14 protein-coding genes are annotated in these 16,725 nt (G+C 71.8%); 11 read left to right on the top strand and 3 right to left on the bottom strand.

Annotated features, from left to right (window positions below):
- Positions 1-150: 150 nt before the first annotated feature.
- The 3 genes from ACFVZW_RS13165 to ACFVZW_RS13155 all read left to right on the top strand — a co-directional run bounded on the left by ACFVZW_RS13165 (position 151) and on the right by ACFVZW_RS13155 (position 3,585).
- The gene (locus tag ACFVZW_RS13165; protein ID WP_384520375.1) at positions 151-576 is read left to right on the top strand and encodes a hypothetical protein; all 426 of its coding nucleotides are present in this window, start codon (positions 151-153) and stop codon (positions 574-576) included.
- A gap of 70 nt (positions 577-646) precedes the next feature.
- Positions 647-1,306 (top strand): ABC transporter ATP-binding protein, encoded by a 660-nt coding sequence (locus ACFVZW_RS13160; protein WP_384520373.1) that lies wholly within the window; start codon positions 647-649, stop codon positions 1,304-1,306.
- The gene (locus ACFVZW_RS13155; RefSeq protein ID WP_384520371.1) at positions 1,303-3,585 is read left to right on the top strand and encodes an FtsX-like permease family protein; all 2,283 of its coding nucleotides are present in this window, start codon (positions 1,303-1,305) and stop codon (positions 3,583-3,585) included. The genes ACFVZW_RS13160 and ACFVZW_RS13155 overlap by 4 nt, the downstream gene beginning before the upstream one ends.
- Positions 3,586-3,722: 137 nt before the next feature.
- Here ACFVZW_RS13155 and ACFVZW_RS13150 read toward each other — a convergent pair whose 3' ends face one another.
- On the bottom strand, positions 3,723-4,829 hold the full coding sequence (locus tag ACFVZW_RS13150) for an MFS transporter (RefSeq protein ID WP_384520369.1): 1,107 nt from the start codon (positions 4,827-4,829) through the stop codon (positions 3,723-3,725).
- Between the two features lie 79 nt (positions 4,830-4,908).
- Here ACFVZW_RS13150 and ACFVZW_RS13145 point away from each other — a divergent pair, with 79 nt between their 5' ends.
- From ACFVZW_RS13145 to ACFVZW_RS13120, 6 genes are all read left to right on the top strand, one after another.
- The gene (locus ACFVZW_RS13145; RefSeq protein WP_384520367.1) at positions 4,909-5,913 is read left to right on the top strand and encodes a DUF5937 family protein; all 1,005 of its coding nucleotides are present in this window, start codon (positions 4,909-4,911) and stop codon (positions 5,911-5,913) included.
- Between the two features lie 167 nt (positions 5,914-6,080).
- Positions 6,081-7,136 (top strand): aldo/keto reductase, encoded by a 1,056-nt coding sequence (locus ACFVZW_RS13140; RefSeq protein ID WP_384520365.1) that lies wholly within the window; start codon positions 6,081-6,083, stop codon positions 7,134-7,136.
- Between the two features lie 476 nt (positions 7,137-7,612).
- On the top strand, positions 7,613-8,794 hold the full coding sequence (locus tag ACFVZW_RS13135; RefSeq protein WP_384520363.1) for a winged helix DNA-binding domain-containing protein: 1,182 nt from the start codon (positions 7,613-7,615) through the stop codon (positions 8,792-8,794).
- Between the two features lie 59 nt (positions 8,795-8,853).
- Positions 8,854-9,846: an ATP-grasp domain-containing protein gene (locus tag ACFVZW_RS13130; protein ID WP_384520361.1), complete on the top strand. Its 993-nt coding sequence runs from the start codon at positions 8,854-8,856 to the stop codon at positions 9,844-9,846.
- Between the two features lie 22 nt (positions 9,847-9,868).
- A complete protein-coding gene (locus tag ACFVZW_RS13125; RefSeq protein ID WP_384520360.1) occupies positions 9,869-10,294 on the top strand; it encodes a YciI family protein in 426 nt (141 codons plus the stop codon).
- A 2-nt stretch (positions 10,295-10,296) separates the two neighbouring features.
- The gene (locus ACFVZW_RS13120; RefSeq protein WP_384520358.1) at positions 10,297-11,505 is read left to right on the top strand and encodes an RNA polymerase sigma factor; all 1,209 of its coding nucleotides are present in this window, start codon (positions 10,297-10,299) and stop codon (positions 11,503-11,505) included.
- A 209-nt stretch (positions 11,506-11,714) separates the two neighbouring features.
- Here ACFVZW_RS13120 and wrbA read toward each other — a convergent pair whose 3' ends face one another.
- On the bottom strand, positions 11,715-12,323 hold the full coding sequence (gene wrbA / locus ACFVZW_RS13115) for an NAD(P)H:quinone oxidoreductase (protein WP_384520356.1): 609 nt from the start codon (positions 12,321-12,323) through the stop codon (positions 11,715-11,717).
- Between the two features lie 167 nt (positions 12,324-12,490).
- Here wrbA and ACFVZW_RS13110 point away from each other — a divergent pair, with 167 nt between their 5' ends.
- Positions 12,491-13,183 carry a TetR/AcrR family transcriptional regulator gene (locus ACFVZW_RS13110; protein ID WP_384520354.1) on the top strand — a complete coding sequence of 231 codons (693 nt, stop codon included), beginning with the start codon at positions 12,491-12,493 and terminating at the stop codon, positions 13,181-13,183.
- On the opposite strand, the gene ACFVZW_RS13105 is transcribed toward ACFVZW_RS13110, so the two are convergent.
- A complete protein-coding gene (locus ACFVZW_RS13105; RefSeq protein ID WP_384520352.1) occupies positions 13,155-13,943 on the bottom strand; it encodes a TetR/AcrR family transcriptional regulator in 789 nt (262 codons plus the stop codon). The two genes, ACFVZW_RS13110 and ACFVZW_RS13105, sit on opposite strands and share 29 nt — an antisense overlap.
- 98 nt (positions 13,944-14,041) lie before the next feature.
- Between ACFVZW_RS13105 and ACFVZW_RS13100 the strand changes: the two genes are divergently transcribed.
- The gene (locus ACFVZW_RS13100; protein ID WP_384520350.1) at positions 14,042-16,312 is read left to right on the top strand and encodes an ATP-binding cassette domain-containing protein; all 2,271 of its coding nucleotides are present in this window, start codon (positions 14,042-14,044) and stop codon (positions 16,310-16,312) included.
- Positions 16,313-16,725: the final 413 nt, after the last annotated feature.

The following is a 16,725-nucleotide window of genomic DNA, read 5'->3' as shown; positions in this document are numbered from 1 at the left end:
CGGGACCGCCCGATGGCCCGACTCGTGTGGTGATGTCACCGGTTCGGGGGGTCCGGGGCGGCAGAGACGTTACGGCGGATGAAGCTCTCCGTAATCGCTGGAACACTTTCCGCAACACCCCAGTGGGGGCTCTCTCAAGTTGGAGGAAGCATGCGGAAGTTGGCGACGGTGGCGGTTGCGGCGGGGTTGTTCTTGGGTGGGGCGGGGGCGGCTGCGGCCGATGGGTGGCACAACCTGCCGCGCATGGACACCCGAGGTGTGATCGCCACGGGCAAGTACAAGTGGGAGCTCAGGGGACAGAACCATGGCGGTTTCAACTTTGAGGTGAAGCTCAAGGACGACGATGCCACGGACGGCCACAACGTCTACGTGGAGTCCAAGGTCGAGGGCTACAGCTGGAGCCGCCTCTACGGCACGCAGAGGAAGACCGTCACTCTGAAGAAGGTGATCTACGACGGCGCCGCCCAGTACACGAACGAGGCGTGGCTCCGCGTCTGCCGCGACCGCGGGTCCCTTCGCCCGGACAATTGTGCCGATACCTTGCACTACCTGCGCCCGGAGTCACTCCGCCCGTAGCCGTTCCGAACGTCGAAGGTTCCGGAGGCCGCCTGCGTGCGCCCTCCGCATGCGAGGGAGTCACACCAGGATGCAAGCCATTCTCCGCGCTAAGGGCGTGGATCTCTTCTACGGAACGCAGAAGGCCGTCAGTGGCGCGGACTTCTCGCTGAAGCGCGGGGAGGTGACGGCCATCATGGGAAGCAGCGGCTCGGGAAAGTCGTCGCTGCTGTACTGCCTGGCAGGGGTGCTGGCTCCGTCGAACGGCACGGTCTCGTTCGACGGAGTCGCGCTCTCGACACTCTCCGACGACGACCTGAGCACTCTGCGACGAGAGCGGTTCGGATTCGTCTTCCAATACGGTGAGTTGCTGCCGGAGCTCACGGTCGAAGAGAACGCCGCACTCCCTCTCCGCCTAGCCGGCCAGCGTAAGGCGCCTGCTCACGCGGCGGCCGGTGAGGTTCTCGGACGACTGGGCATGACCGACCTGTTGCGACGCAGGACCTCGCAGCTGTCCGGTGGCCAGAGCCAGCGCGTGGCGGTTGCCCGGGCGCTCGTACACCGGCCGGACATCGTGTTCGCCGACGAGCCGACCGGCGCGCTCGACAGCGCCAACGCCTCTGCCGTACTGGAGGAGTTCCTGCGGCTCGCACGGGAACAAGGCACTGCCGTCGTCATCGTCACGCACGACGCCACGGTGGCTGAGCAGGCCGACAGCCGGTACACGATGGCCGACGGGATCCTGAAGTGAACCCCCTCTTCCTTGGCATGCTCCTGCTGTGGCGTGGTGGTCGCACAGGCTGGACCCGATTCCTGCTCATGACATGTGGCACCTCTGTTGGGGTTGCTTGCCTCGCCGCCGTTCTCACCATTCCGGCGATCCTCGCCGCCCACGATGCCCGCTCCGCCGCCCGTGAGCCACGCGCCGGGTACGAGCTGAAGGACGGATGGTCGACCGCCGACACCGTCGCATTCAGCCGCAAGGATGCCTACGGATCTCAGCCGCTCCACCGGGTCTTCGTCGCCCGATCATCGTCCGGCCGGACGCCGGTTCCTCCGGGCATCGACAGGCTACCGGCAGCCGGAGAAGTCATTATTTCGCCGCAGTTGCGCGCGGTCCTGGCCGAGGCACCGGGAGTTGCTGGACTCCTGCCCGGCAAGGTGACTGGCACGATCGGGCAGCAGGGACTTGCCGGACCCGACGAGCTGTACGCCTACATCGGCACCACCCATGCCCGTCTCCCTGCTGAGGGTGTCCAGCGTGTCGACCACTTCGGCGCTCGCTACCCCGTAACCGAGGTCGTCGAAGAATCCACCCTCGACATCCTGCGGTTCACCCTCGCCTGCGTGGTACTGCTCCCCCTCGTCGTGTTCCTCTCGGTGTGCGCCCGACTCTCGGCCGAGACCCGCTCCCGCAGACTCGCAGCGCTGCGGCTCGTCGGACTGAGCGTCAAGGACACGTTGCGCGTCAGCGCGGGCGAAACCGTGGCCGCAGCCTTCCTCGGGGCACTGCTCGGCATCGGCGGGTACGTCGTCGTCAACGAGATCATGGCAAGAATCGGCCTGCCAGGCCTCCACTGGTACCCAATCGATGGACGCCCCGAGGCCACCACGCTCGCCGCCTGCCTGATCCTCTGTCCGGCCCTTGCCTGGTTCGTCGGACGCCACGGCGCCCGTGCGGCCGCGCGCACCCCGCTCAACGTCCGCCGTACAGCCGAGCACAGGCCGCCCAGGGTCTACGGGACGCTTCTACTTGTCCCGGGACTCGGAGTCATCGGCGGCTACTGCCTCCTCAGCGTGTTGGGAAGAGATCCATCCGGCGGATCGTCCAGCACCATCCTTGTCCCGGCTGCCGTGCTGCTCACCGGAGCCGGGCTGGTCCTGGGGCTGCCACCGATCACCGCATGGCTCGCCCGTCGGTTGGCCGGCACCACACGGTCCCTGCCGTTGACGCTAGCCATGCGCCGCGCCGAGGTCGAGCCCGGCGCCTCGCTGCGGGTGATCACAGGACTCGTACTGCTCGTCTACGCCACGTCCCTCACCCAGGGCGTTCTCGTGGAACTCAGCCAGGTGAGCCGCAACACCTCACCCATCCAGGAGTACAAGATCAGCCTCGCTGGCCTGACGCCTCAACAGCGGGAGAGCATGACCAAGGTCGAGGGAATCAGAGCACATGGCATCAGCACTCCGACCTGGTCCGATGCCAACGACGCCAGCAGTGCAACCATCGACGTGACCGTCGCGACATGCGCTCATCTCATGGCCTTCAGCAAGTCGTCCCACGGGTGCGTTGACGGGAAGATCGTCCGCCTGCAACGCCCCGACAATCTGCCGGATGAAGATGCCCAGCCGGGGAGGAAGTTCCCTATCCTTCTGGACAACGGCAAGAAGTTCGCGATCGATGTCCCTCGGGAACTGCTGACTGCTCGCACCTACGAGTCGTACGACCTGGGTGCCGCGGACGTGCTCGTCCCACCTGCGCTGCTCCCCGCCGGCACGCTTCCCGCAGATGGCCAGCTCGTTCTCGCCACCGATTCCGAACCACAGACCGTCCGCACCACCCTCGACGCCCTGGGCACGATCGCCCCCACCGCCACCGTCGAGCCCGTCGGCATCGTCGTCGACTCACTCGCCCAGCTCACCGTCATCCGCAGCCTCCTCGCCGCCGGTATGGTCCTCGGTCTCGTCATCAGCGTCGCCGCGTTCGTCGTGTCCGTCGCCGATCGGGCCATGGAGCGGCGGGGGCAGGTTGCCGCTCTCGCGTTGCTCGGGGCCAAGGCGGCGACCTTGCGGGTCGTGCAGTGTGCGCAGGTCGTGTTGCCGCTCGCCGTCGGGCTCGGGGCGGCCGTGGTCACCGGGTGGCTGGCCGAGTCGAGTTATCTGATCACCGGGGGTGGGGCCGTGCACTGGGACTGGAGTGGGTTGCCGCTGCTGCTCGTCTGCTGTCTCGGGGTGCTGATCGCCGCCGCGGTCGCCTCGCTGCCCCTCGTACGCCGCCACGTCGACCCGGAGCACATCCGGCGCGACTGACTCGGCCGTGCGTACGTCACCGTCGTCGCCGGGCTGCCCCCCAAAGGCCGCCCGGCGATCAGTTGTCCCACGACCCTGGCCCCCGCCTGCCCGACCACCCCGCCCCCGGCCCACCGCCCCGGCCTCACGCCACCAGCTCATGCCCCGTCCCCGCGCGCCGCCCCACCCGACCCGTCAGCGCCAGGCGCGTACGCCGCCGGGCCCACCAGCGCACCCATCGCGCTGGTCCAGCTGAAGGCGCCCTGGTAGCGGCCGCGGGCGTGGGGTGGGGCCAGGTTGGCGATGACCGTCGCGGCGATGCCCGCGACCACCACCTCGCCCAGGGACCAGACGACCACCGACACCGTGAAGCCCACGACCCCGTCCGCCAGGCCCGTCAGGGCCACGCCGATCGCGATCAGGGCGCTGCCCGCGCCCTGCACCGGGAGCTGGGGAAGGCGCGCCAGCTTGGCCGTGACGAAGGGCTGCAGCGCGACCACCAGGATCGCGTTGACCGCCGCCATCGCCCCGTACACCGCCGGAGAGAGACCGCTGTCGTGGACGGCGAGCGGCAGGGCGACCTCGGTCAGGGAGTAGACGAAGAGCTCGACGCCGAAGAGGGGGAGCAGTGCCATGGCCAGTCGGTCGCGGAAGACGACTCCGTAGCCGATGCCGTCGTCCGAACCCTCCGCCGCCTTCGCGCGCGGCGGCTCGCTCAGGCGCGTCGCCACCACCACCGCGTAGATCAGCATCGTCCCCGCGTCCACCGCGAACAGCAGCCAGTAGCCCTGCGCCGCCAGGAAGCCGCCGAGGACGCCCGCCACCGCCGTACCGATGTTCACGCCCCAGCCGAACAGGGCGTACGCGCGCTGCCTGCGCTCCGCGTCGACCGCGTCGGCCATCAGCGCGTACGCCGCCGGGCCCACCAGCGCACCCATCGCGCTGATCAGCAGCGCCGCGACCGCCATCGTCCACACGCCCGGCGCCACGAAGAGCGCGCCCTGCGCCGCGGCCGAGCCGACGAGCCCGATCAGCATCGTCGGGCGGCGGCCGACGCGGTCGGCGAGGACGCCGCCGACGGCCGGGCCGAGCAGATTGCCGGCGCCCAGGGCACCGAGGACGTACGTCGTCTCGGTCCCCGTCACATCACGCGCCGCGAGGAAGAAGACGAGGAACGGCGTGACCATGAAACCGAGCCGGTTGATGACCGTGCCGGCGAAGACGGTCCACACGGTGGGCGGAAGTCCGCGGAAGGAGGAGAACATGCGAGGACCTTGCGCCCGGGACACCGGGACCGGCCATTGATTAAGCTCAGACCGAATCGATCTACGGTGTGGGGGACACATGGAATCGGGGCTCAACTTCTCGGCGGCCGACCTGGCGCAGACCCGGTTCGCGGTCTCCCCCATGTGGGAGGTCGTCACCAGCTTCCGGCTGCTCCGGGACACCACCGAGCCGCCGCTGCACCGGCGTTGGGCCGCGCAGGTACGGCCCCGGCTAGCGCAGGCGGGACTCGACAGCGGCTGGCTGGCCGAACTGGTCCCGGGCCACGGCTATCTCGCCGACTTCCTCAACCCCACCCCCGCCACCCCCTTCCCCACCCTCGCCGCCGAACTCGACGCCATCCGCGCGTCCACGCCCGCTCAGGTCCGCGCCGACCTGGACATCCTCCGGACCAAGGACCCGGCCGGCCGGCGCCCCTCGCCACGGCTGCGGCTGTTGCGCGAGGCGCCCGAGGAGGCCCTGGAGAAGGTCGCCGCCGAGATCGAGACGTACTGGGAACTCGCCCTCGCCCCCTACTGGGCCCGCATCCGCCAGCTCCTCGAAGCCGATGTCTTCCACCGCGCGCGGCAGGTCGCCGAGCACGGCTCGGCGCGCGTCCTGAGCGAACTGCACGAGACCGTACGGTGGGACGACGGCACCCTGCACCTGGTCCGCCGCCACTGCGCACTCACCCGCGACCAGACCGGCTCCGGGCTGCTGCTCGTCCCCTCGGCGTTCGCCTGGCCCCGCGTCCTGACCCGTGCGGTGGCGCCGGATCCGCCCCAACTCGCCTATCCCGCCCGGGGTGTCGGCAATCTCTGGGAGCCGCGTACGAACGCCGCGACCGACGCCGTCGCCGCCGTCCTCGGCCGCTCCCGCACCCTGCTCCTCACCGAACTCGACACCCCGGCCTCCACCACCCAACTCGCCGTCCACTGCGGCCTGTCGGCCGCCGGTGTCTCCCAGCACCTGACGGCACTGCGCAACGCGGGCCTCGTCACCGCGCACCGCAGCGGCCGCTCCGTCCTCTACGCCCGCACCTCGGTCGCCGACGCCCTGCTCGCCCCCTCGGACGAGCTCGTATGACCCGGTCCCGGTCGGATCGGGTCGTCGTCGTACGTGGCGGAGTACGGCTCTCGTGGCGCTGATGGACTTCCCGGCTCCCGTGCGCTCTTGCGTTGGAGTCCACTCCAGCTTCTAGAGTGCCGCGCGAACCGGCTTCACGCCGGAAGGCCAACGGGGAGATCCGACACATGCGTTATCGCGTACTCGGCGGGACCGGGATCGAAGTCAGCACGTACTGCCTCGGCACGATGATGTTCGGAGCCGTCGGCAATCCCGACCACGCGGACTCCGTACGGGTCATCCATGCCGCGCTCGACCAGGGCATCAACTTCGTGGACACCGCCGACATGTACTCGGCCGGCGAGTCCGAGGAGATCGTCGGCAAGGCGCTGCGCGACCCCAAGCGGCGGGACGACGTCGTCCTCGCCACCAAGGGGTACTTCCCGATCGGCGAGGGGCCGGCCCGCGGCGGCCTCTCGCGGCGCTGGCTCACCCGGGCCGTCGAGGACAGCCTGACGCGGCTCGGCACCGACCGGATCGATCTCTACCAGGTCCACCGGCCCGACCACCGTACGGACATCGAGGAGACGCTCGCCGTCCTCGGCGACCTCCAGGCGCAGGGCAAGATACGGGCGTTCGGCTGCTCCACGTTCCCCGCCGAGGAGATCGTCGAGGCGCATGCCGTCGCCGAGCGGCGCGGCCTGCGCCGCTTCCGCACCGAGCAGCCGCCGTACTCGCTGCTCGCGCGGGGCATCGAGGCCTCGGTGCTGCCGGTGGCGCAGCGGTACGGGATGGGGGTGCTGACCTGGAGCCCGCTGGCGTCCGGGTTCCTCACCGGGAAGTACCGCAAGGACCGGCCGGTCGACCTGACCGGCGGCCGCCCCGCGCTCACCCCGCACCGCTTCGACCCGGAGCTCCCCGGCAACGCCGCCAAGTTCGACGCCGTCGAGCAACTGATCGCCCTGGCCGAGGAGATCGGCTGCTCGCTGCCCGAGCTGGCCCTCGCGTTCGTGACGGCGCACCCGGCGGTGACGTCCGTGATCATCGGGCCTCGGACGGGGGAACAGCTGGAGGGGCTCCTGAAGGGCGCCTCGCTCGTCCTCGACGACGAGGTCCTCGACCGGATCGACGAGATCGTCCCGCCCGGGACGAACCTCTACCAGGCGGACGGCGTCTGGCGCCCGCCGGCCCTGACGAACGCGGCCCTGCGCCGCCGGCCGCTGGGCGACCGCGCGGCGGGGTGAGGGACGGGCCCACCCCGCGGCGGGGTGAGGGACGGGGCCCCATCCCTTGGCGGCAGCTGAGGGGCGGGGCGACCGCACGACGGCATCCAAGGGCGGGCCCCCACCGCGCGGCGGCACCTGAGGGGCGCCCCGCCCCGCGCGCCGAACCCCAATGGGCCGTCGGCCCGGTGGCCCCATCCCACCCGGTGGGCCCGTCGACCCGTCGACCCCATCCCGCCCGGTGGGCCCCGTCGGCCCGTCGACCCGTCGACCCCATCCCGCCCGGTGGGCCCCATCCCGCCCGGTGGCCCCGTCGACCCGGTGGCCCCATCCCACCCAGTGGCCCCCGCGCGCCCAGTGAGCCCGTCGGCGAGCCCGGCCGCGGCCCGTCGGCTCAGTGGCCCCCATCGCGCCCGGTGAGTCCAGTGGCCCCATCCCGCCCGGTCGTGCAGCGCCTGACCGGCTTCCTGTCGGTGTGAGGGGCCATGCTTACCGGCATGGGTACGAAGAGGCGGCCGATCACGGCGGACGAGCGCAGGGCCCGGCTGGCCGTACGGCACCGGCTGGCCGGGGCGGCACGGGCGACGGACGTGGCAGAGGTGGCGGGGTCCCTGGTGGCCCTGCATGCGACCGATCCGGCGAGCGTCTTCCTCGCGGTGGGGGCGCGGCTGAGCGGGGACGAAGGGCCGGTACGAGCCCTGGAACAGGCCCTCTACGAGGACCGGACGCTGACCCGGATGCACGGGATGCGGCACACCATCTTCGTCTTCCCGACCGACCTCACCCCGGCCGTGCACGCCTCCACCACGCGTGACGTCGCCACCCGCGAACGGGCCATGCTGGTCAGGGACCTGCGCAAGGGCAGCGCGTACGACGAGGAGTGGCTGGCGGAGACCGAGCGTCTGCTGGCCGAGGAGCTGGCGGCGCGCGGCGAGGCGACGGGCGCCGAGCTCGGTGCGGCCGTCCCTCGGCTGCGCGCGCAGTACGTCCACGGGGTCGGCACCCGCCAGGAGGGCGACCAGCCGCTCTCCAGCCGGCTGCTGCGCGTCCTCGGCATGGAGGGCCGGATCGCCCGCGGCCGGCCGCAGGGCACCTGGACCTCCAGCCGCTTCCGCTGGACGCTGACCCCGGAGCGCCCCGACCCGAGCGACGCGGACGCCCATGCCGATCTCGTACGGCGCTGGCTGGCGGCCTGCGGGCCCGCGACCGAGGCCGACCTGAAGTGGTGGACCGGCTGGAAGGTCACCGACGTCCGCAAGGCGCTGGCGGCGCTGGGCGCGGAGGAGGTGGAGCTGGCGGAGGGCACCGGCTACGTCCTGCCGGACGACACCGCGCCCGTACCGGAGCCGGAGCCGTGGGCGGCGCTGCTCCCCTTGCTCGACCCGACGGCGATGGGCTGGCAGCAGCGCGACTGGTACATCGACCCGGCGTACAGGCCGGCGCTGTACGACCGCAGCGGGAACATCGGCCCGACGGTGTGGTGGAACGGCCGTGTCGTCGGCGTCTGGGCCCAGCGCCCGGACGGCGAGATCGTCCATCGGCTGCTCGCCGACATGGGCGCGGAGGCCGGCGCCGCCATCGCGGCCGAGGCGGAGCGGCTCGCGGGCTGGATCGGCGACGTACGGGTGACTCCCCGCTTCCGCTCGCCGCTGGAGCGGGAACTGGCCGCCGGGCGGTGAGTCGGGGAGAAGTGACGACGGGGGACGGGATGTCGGGGGCCGACAGGGCGGGGGACGAGATGCCGGGAACCAGCACGGCGGGGGACGAGGCGTCGGGAACCGACACGACGGAGAACGGGATGCAGGGAACCGGCAGGACGAGGGAGTCGGTCCTGCTGACCTCGCCCCAGCGCACCTCCACGACCCTCCTGATGTCCGAGGCGGCGGCACGCCGGGGCATGGGGGTACGGGTCCTGGACGGGCCACCCGAGCCGCGCGCCCCCGGGCGTTCGGGGTACCACTGGTACGGCGGCCCGCTGCTCGCCGACCGGATCGCCCTGCCGCTCGGCCTGGGCCTTCTGGAACCGGCGGACACGTGGCTCGCGGACCTCCCGGAGGAGTTCACCGCCCGGCACGTCGTCCTGACGACGCTGGACGAGGCCAGGGCGAGCCTTCGGCAGCCCGCGTTCGTGAAGCCGCCCGGCGACAAGTCCTTCCCGCCCGCCGTGTACGAGGACGGCGGGCGGCTCGCGGAGGGGGTGCCGGGGCGCCTGCCACCGGACACGGCGGTCCTCGTCTCGGACGTGGTGAGCTTCGCCTCCGAGTTCCGGCTGTTCGCGCTGGACGGCCGGATCGTCACGGGGAGCCGGTACGCCGTGTACGGCCGTCTCGACCCGGGTCCGCTCCCGGCCGGTGCCCGCCGTTTCGGCGAGCGGCTCCTCGCCGAGGCGGGCGAGTCGCTGCCGAGCGCGGTCGCCGTCGACATCGGCCTGGTCACGGACATGGACGCCGGAGGGGAACGGTGGGCGGTGGTCGAGGCGAACATGCCGTGGTTCGCGCACAGCTACGCGGCCGAGCCCGACCGGGTCCTCGATGTCGTCCTGCGCGCGGCGGGCCCGCTGCACCACGTCGCGGAGCGGGACCGTCGCTTCCTGCGGCCGAGGCGGTCCGGGGTTCGAGCCGTGGTTCCTGCGGGTGGAATCCGAGAAGAATCCGGAACGGCGCCCGCGAGGTGTCGAGGATCGGCGCCCGGCTCCGACGTCCCCTGTGAAAGGCATCCGGAAACCGGATGAGCCACCACCGAAGGAGAACGTCATGAAGTACCTCGTCATGGTGCAGGGATCCCAGGCCGACTACGACGTGATGACCGGCAAGCGCTCCGGGCAGGGTCCCGTGTGGAGCGAGCAGGACATGAAGGCGATGTTCGAGCACATGGGGTCGATCAACAACGACCTCGCGGAGTCGGGCGAGCTGGTCGACGCGCAGGGGCTCGTCGAGCCGGCCAGGACGCGGTTCGTGTCCGTCGACAAGGCCGGGCAGCCGGTGATCACCGACGGGCCGTACAGCGAGACGAAGGAGCTGCTCGCCGGGTACTGGGTGCTCGACTGCGCGAGCCTGGAGCGGGTCACGGAGATCGCGGCGCGCGTCGCCCGGTGCCCGCAGCCGGCCGGGGCGCCGGAGTACCCGGTGGTGATCCGCCAGATCGACGAGCGTTCCGAGTCCGAGTTCCTCGCCGGCTGAGCGTGGACGGGGAGGAGACGGTCGAGGACCTACTGCGCCGGCACGCGCCGCAGGTCCTCGGCGCGCTCGTACGCCGGTACGGGCACTTCGACGCCGCCGAGGACGCCGTGCAGGAGGCGCTGCTGGCCGCCGCGCGGCAGTGGCCTAAGGCGGGGACGCCCGCGAATCCGCGCGGCTGGCTGATCCGGGTGGCCTCGCGGCGGCTGACCGACCAGCTGCGGGCGGACGAGGCGCGGGCGCGGCGGGAGGAGACGGCCGCTCGTCTGGAGCCCCGCGAGACCCGGGCCGCCCCGTCCGACGACGACACCCTCACGCTCCTCTTCCTCTGCTGCGACCCGGCGCTCGCGCCGGCCGCCCGGATCGCGCTGACGCTGCGCGCCGTCGGCGGCCTCACCACGGCGGAGATCGCCCGGGCCCATCTCGTACCCGAGGCGACGATCGCGCAGCGGATCAGCCGGGCGAAGGCGAAGCTCCGCGACCACCCCTTCCACCCTCCCGGCCCGGACGACCGGGACGCCCGGCTGGCCACCGTCCTCCAGGTGCTCTACCTGATCTTCAACGAGGGCTACACCGCGACCTCGGGCCCGGCCCTCCACCGCGGCGACCTGGCCGGCGAGGCGATCCGGCTGACCCGTGCCGTGCGCCGCCTGCTGCCGCGGGAGGGCACGGTGACGGGTCTGCTGGCCCTGATGCTCCTGACGGAGGCCCGGAGCGCGGCCCGCACGGGCTCGCACGGCGAGCTGATCCCGCTGGACGAGCAGGACCGCACGCTCTGGGACTCCGCAGCGATCGCCGAGGGCACGGCCCTGGTCGAGGAGGCCCTCGCGGAGGGCCCGCCGGGCCCGTACCAGCTCCAGGCGGCGATCTCGGCCCTCCATGACGAGGCGGCCCGCCCCGAGGACACGGACTGGCCGCAGATCCTCGCCCTCTACGACCTCCTGGTCGCCCAGGCCCCCGACCCGATGGCGGAACTGGGCCGCGCGGTGGCCGTCGCGATGGTCCATGGCCCCGAGTCCGGCCTCACCGAACTCACCGCCCTGGAACCCCGCCTGAAGGACCACCACCGCCTCGCGGCGGTCCGCGCCCACCTCCTCGAACGCACCGGCGCGACCGAAGCGGCCCGCGACGCCTACGAGGAAGCGGCCCGCCTCACCCTCAGCCTCCCGGAACGCCACTACCTGCGCACAAAGGCATCCAGGCTGGGTGAGTGAGCGGCTCGGCCGGGTTCGTGATTGTGCGCCGAGCAGGTCCAGAACTACATGGACACCGCTACCCGGCGGGGCTACGAAGCCGTCATCACGCTCTCCGACCGCTCCCCCAGGGGTATCCAGCCGCTTGCCGGAACGGCGAAGGGCCGGGGCTCCGTCGTGTGGAGTCCCGGCCCTGGCCGGTGGTGCGGAACGCGGTGCGGCGCGCGGGGTCAGTCGGTCGCGAGGCCCTTCAGCTTCTTGGCGAACTTCGCGAGGCGCGCGCCCTGGTAGCGCGCGGCCTGGAGGACGTTCTCCTCCGGGGTGCCGTTCGCACCCGGGTGCGCCGTGCCGTAGGGGTTGCCGCCCGCCGCGTACACCGACGGGTCGGTGTAGCCGGGGGAGACGATGACCGAGCCCCAGTGGTGGAAGGTGTTGTAGAGCGCGAGCAGCGTCGACTCGTTGCCGCCGTGCACGTTGTGGGCGCTGGTGAAGGCGGTCGCCGGCTTGTCGGCCATGCCGCCCTGCTGCCACAGGCCGCCCGAGGTGTCGATGAACTGCTTCAGCTGCGCGGCGACGTTGCCGAACCGGGTGGGCGAGCCGAAGGCGTAGGCGTCGGCCCACTCCAGGTCGTCGAGCGTGGCGATCTCGACGTCGCCCGTGGCGTCCACGTGGGCGCGCCAGGCCGGGTTCGAGTCGATGGCGGCGTCGGGGGCGAGCTCGGGGACCCGGCGCAGCCGGACCTCCGCACCCGCCTTCTCGGCGCCTTCGGCGACGGCCTGGGCGAGCTCGTGCACGTTCCCCGTGGCCGAGTAGTAGATGACAGCAACCTTGACGGACATGTCGAGCCCCTTAAACGGATTCTGTTCCGGTTCAACGAGTCGAGCGTAAGTGGATACCAATCCACTTCGCAAGGGGAAGCCGCGAAAACCGGATAGCGCTCCGTTATGCTCGTGTCACGGACGGACCGAGGGGGCTCGGGGCGAAGGGCGAAGGGCAGGCGGACGACATGAGCACGGCAAAGAAGAAGCCGGCGCAGGGGCCGGGACCGGGCGGACCCGAGCCGGTCCCCGGGCCACTCCCCGCCTCCGGCGTCCCCACCGTCCCCGGGATCACCCTGCTCCCCACCGCCGGGCGCGCCGCGCCCGAGCGGGCCGACGCCGCGCGCAACCGGCGCAAAATCCTCGACGCGGCGGCCCGGATCGTCGCCGAGGTGGGGCCCGAGGCCGTCACCATGAACCAGGTCGCCCACGCCAGCGGGATCGGCGTCGGCACGGTCTACCGCCGCTTCGGCGATGTCTCCCAGCTCCTGTGGGCCCTCCTCGACGACCGGGAGCGACAGTTCCAGGAGGCGTACATGAGCGGCCCGCCCCCGCTCGGCCCCGGCGCCCCCGCCGACGAGCGGCTGCACGCCTTCCTCGACGCCCTCGTCGACCGGGTCATCGAACAGCGCGCGCTCCTGCTCGCCGCCCAGGCCGCCGCCCCCAGCGCGCGCTACACCAGCGGCGCGTACCTCGCGATGCACACCCATGTCGCCCTGCTGCTCTCGCGGCTGCGGCCCGAGGCGAACGGCGCGCTGCTCGCCCACCTCCTGCTCGCACCGTTCTCGCCGAGCCTGATGCACCACCTGTCGGTCGAGCGCGAGCTCTCGGCGGAGGAGCTCAAGGCGGGGCTCAACGCGCTGCTGAACCTGGGGGGATGAGCGCCGCGAGCCCGTCCAGGACGCGGGCGAGACCGAAGGCGTAGGCATGGCCGGCGTCGTACAGGCCCTGGTACGCCACGGCCGACGCCTCCCCCACCCGCGTCGCCAGCGGGAAGCGCTCGGGGTCGAGCACGCGGGCCAGCAGCGGCTCGTGCGCGGTCCACCACTCGTGGTCGGACAGCACGCTCTCCCGCGCCACGGCCCGCGCGTCCAACTCCGTCCGCGCCATGGTCTGTACGAAGCCGAGGACATGGGTCAGCGCCGAGTCCATGGCCACGTCGTCGAGCCCCACGCCCTCGAAGGCGCCGAGCTCGTGCTCGTACTTCGTCATCACCCCCGGGCCGAGTGGCGGCCGGTGGACCCTGAGCTCCGCCAGCCACGGATGGCCCAGATAGAGCGCGCGGTTGGCGCCGGCGACCGCCGTCACCCGCTCCCGCCAGGGCTCGTCCCCCGCGAAGGGCGCGCGCGGCATCCGCAGGAAGACGGCGTCCAGCATCAGATCGAGCAGCTCGGCCTTGCCCGGGACGTAGGTGTAGAGCGTCATGGGGGTCACCCCCAGGCGCTGGGCGACCGCGCGCATGGTGAGCGCGTCGAGCCCGCCCTCGTCGGCCAGACCGATCGCCGCGTCGACGACCGCGTCGACGGTGAGCCCCTGCCGAGGCCCTCGCCGTCCCCCCGGGGCCGCCGACGCGCCGTCCCGCCACAGCAGCTCCAGGGTCCGCGCCGGATCCCCCGCCCCGCTGCTCCGCTCCTTTGCCATGACACCCATTCTCGCAGGTCAGACCCATTCCTCGTTACTTTGTACGCTGTATAGAGTAACGTGGTCCTGGTACGGGACCACCATCGGAGGGCGCACACATGACCACCCCCGCCGCAGCGGACAGCCACCACGTCATCCAGGTCCGCGGAGCCCGGGAGAACAACCTCAAGGACGTCTCCGTCGACCTCCCCAAGCGCCGTCTCACCGTCTTCACCGGCGTCTCCGGCTCCGGGAAGTCCTCGCTCGTCTTCGGCACCATCGCCGCCGAGTCGCAGCGCCTCATCAACGAGACCTACAGCGCCTTTCTCCAGTCCTTCATGCCGAGCCTCGGCCGGCCGGACGTGGACGGACTGCACAACCTCAGCGCCGCGATCGTCGTCGACCAGGAGCGGATGGGCGCCAACTCCCGCTCCACGGTGGGCACGGCGACCGACGCGTACACGATGCTCCGGATCGTCTTCAGCCGTCTCGGCACCCCGCACATCGGCACCTCCGGCGCCTTCAGCTTCAACCTGCCCGAGGGCATGTGCCCGCGCTGCGAGGGCGTCGGCGAGATCTCCGACATCGACGTCGACGAGCTCGTCGACCGGACCAAGTCCCTCAACGAGGGCGCCATCACCGTCCCGGGCTACGCCGTCGACTCCTGGATGTGGCAGATCATGGCCCACTCCGGTTTCTACGACCCCGACAAGAAGCTGGCGGACTTCACCGAGCAGGAGTGGGAGGACTTCCTCCACAAGCCGTCCTGCAAGGTGAGGGTCGGCTCCAACAACTTCACCTACGAGGGCCTGGTCCTGAAGCTCCAGCGCACGGTCCTCTCCAAGGACCGCGAAGCCATGCAGGCCCACATCCGGGCCTTCGTGGACCGCGCCGTCGTCTTCCGCACCTGCCCCGAGTGCGAGGGCACCCGCCTGACCCGGGCCGCCCTGTCCTCCCGTATCGACGGGGTCAACATCGCCGAGTGCTCGGCGATGCAGATCAGCGACCTGGCCGACTTCATCCGCCGGATCGAGGACCCCTCCGTCGCCCCGCTCCTCGCGGGCCTGCGCGAGCTGCTCGACTCCCTCGTGGAGATCGGCCTCGGCTATCTCAGCCTGGACCGGGCCTCCGGCACGCTCTCCGGCGGCGAGGCGCAGCGCGTCAAGATGGTGCGCCACCTCGGCTCCTCGCTCACCGACGTCACCTACGTCTTCGACGAGCCCACCACCGGACTGCACCCGCACGACATCCAGCGCATGAACGACCTGCTGCTGCGGCTGCGCGACAAGGGCAACACCGTCCTGGTCGTGGAGCACAAGCCGGAGGTCATCGAGATCGCCGACCACGTGGTCGACCTGGGCCCGCGCGCGGGCTCGGCGGGCGGCGAGATCTGCTACTCCGGCGACGTGCCCGGCCTGCGCACCTCCGGGACGCTGACCGGCGACCACCTCGCGCACCGGGCGAAGCTGCGCGCCGAGGTACGGCCCCGGACCGGCTCGCTCTCCATCGAGGGGGCGACCCAGCACAACCTCAGGAACGTGAGCGTCGAGATCCCGACCGGCGTCCTGACGGTCGTCACGGGCGTGGCCGGCTCCGGCAAGTCCTCCCTCATCCACGGGAACCTGCCGGGCCGTGAAGGTGTCGTCGTCGCCGACCAGTCCCCGATCCGCGGCTCGCGCCGCTCGAACCCGGCGACGTACACGGGAGTGCTCAACCCGATCCGCAACGCCTTCGCCAAGGCCAACGGGGTCAAGGCCGCGCTCTTCAGCGCCAATTCGGAGGGCGCGTGCCCGACGTGCAACGGGCTCGGTCTCGTCTACACCGACCTGGCGATGATGGCGGGCGTCGCCTCGGTCTGCGAGGAGTGCGAGGGGAAGCGCTTCACCGCTGAGGTGCTCTCCTACACCCTCGACGGCAAGAACATCCACGAGGTGCTGTCGATGTCGATCGAGGAGGCGTACGACTTCTTCACGGCGAAGGGTCAGGCGCGGACGATCCTCGGCCGGCTGAAGGACGTCGGCCTCGGCTACCTCCGCCTCGGCCAGCCCCTCAACACCCTCTCGGGCGGCGAGCGCCAACGCCTGAAGCTGGCGATCCACATGGCCGAGAAGGGCGCGATCTACGTCCTGGACGAGCCGACGACGGGCCTGCACCTGGCCGACGTCGACCAGCTCCTGGCCCTCCTGGACCGGCTCGTCGAGGCGGGCAACACGGTCGTGGTCATCGAGCACCACCAGGCGGTCATGGCCCACGCCGACTGGCTGATCGACCTGGGCCCGGGCGCGGGCCACGACGGCGGCAGCATCGTCTTCGAGGGGACCCCGTCCGAACTGGTCGAGAAGGGCGACACCCTGACGGCACGCCACCTGAAGGCGTACGTGGGCGCCTGAGCCGTGACCGTGGGTGCGGACCGGGCAGCGCCTCCCGCACCCACGGCCCCCCACAGGCCGGACACGCCTCCCGCACCCACGGCCCCCCACAGGCCAGGCACGCCCCCGCACCCACGGCACCCCAGGAACCGGGCGCACCTCCCGCACCCACGGCCCCCCACCGGCCGGACACGCCTCCCCCACCCACGGCACCCCACAGCCCGGGGACACCCCCCGCACCCACGGCACCCCAGGAACCGGGCGCACCTCCCGCACCCACGGCCCCCCACCGGCCGGACACGCCTCCCCCACCCACGGCACCCCACAGCCCGGGGACACCCCCCGCACCCACGGCACCCCAGGAACCGGGCGCACCTCCCGCACCCACGGCCCCCCACCGGCCGGTCACGCCTCCCCCACCCACGGCACCCCAC

Source organism: Streptomyces sp. NPDC059567, assembly GCF_042735655.1.
Taxonomy (GTDB): Bacteria; Actinomycetota; Actinomycetes; order Streptomycetales; family Streptomycetaceae; genus Streptomyces.
Note: the sequence above shows the minus strand (reverse complement) of the source record. Positions and strands in the feature narration are given on the sequence as shown.

What these genes read in the sequence shown, in the direction of transcription:
- ACFVZW_RS13165 (WP_384520375.1), top strand. Translation starts at nt 151, where the DNA reads ATGCGGAAGTTGGCGACGGTGGCGGTTGCGGCGGGGTTGTTCTTGGGT.
- ACFVZW_RS13160 (WP_384520373.1), top strand. Translation starts at nt 647, where the DNA reads ATGCAAGCCATTCTCCGCGCTAAGGGCGTGGATCTCTTCTACGGAACG.
- ACFVZW_RS13150 (WP_384520369.1), bottom strand. Translation starts at nt 4,829, where the DNA reads ATGTTCTCCTCCTTCCGCGGACTTCCGCCCACCGTGTGGACCGTCTTC.
- ACFVZW_RS13145 (WP_384520367.1), top strand. Translation starts at nt 4,909, where the DNA reads ATGGAATCGGGGCTCAACTTCTCGGCGGCCGACCTGGCGCAGACCCGG.
- ACFVZW_RS13140 (WP_384520365.1), top strand. Translation starts at nt 6,081, where the DNA reads ATGCGTTATCGCGTACTCGGCGGGACCGGGATCGAAGTCAGCACGTAC.
- ACFVZW_RS13135 (WP_384520363.1), top strand. Translation starts at nt 7,613, where the DNA reads ATGGGTACGAAGAGGCGGCCGATCACGGCGGACGAGCGCAGGGCCCGG.
- ACFVZW_RS13130 (WP_384520361.1), top strand. Translation starts at nt 8,854, where the DNA reads ATGCCGGGAACCAGCACGGCGGGGGACGAGGCGTCGGGAACCGACACG.
- ACFVZW_RS13125 (WP_384520360.1), top strand. Translation starts at nt 9,869, where the DNA reads ATGAAGTACCTCGTCATGGTGCAGGGATCCCAGGCCGACTACGACGTG.
- wrbA (WP_384520356.1), bottom strand. Translation starts at nt 12,323, where the DNA reads ATGTCCGTCAAGGTTGCTGTCATCTACTACTCGGCCACGGGGAACGTG.
- ACFVZW_RS13110 (WP_384520354.1), top strand. Translation starts at nt 12,491, where the DNA reads ATGAGCACGGCAAAGAAGAAGCCGGCGCAGGGGCCGGGACCGGGCGGA.
- ACFVZW_RS13105 (WP_384520352.1), bottom strand. Translation starts at nt 13,943, where the DNA reads ATGGCAAAGGAGCGGAGCAGCGGGGCGGGGGATCCGGCGCGGACCCTG.
- ACFVZW_RS13100 (WP_384520350.1), top strand. Translation starts at nt 14,042, where the DNA reads ATGACCACCCCCGCCGCAGCGGACAGCCACCACGTCATCCAGGTCCGC.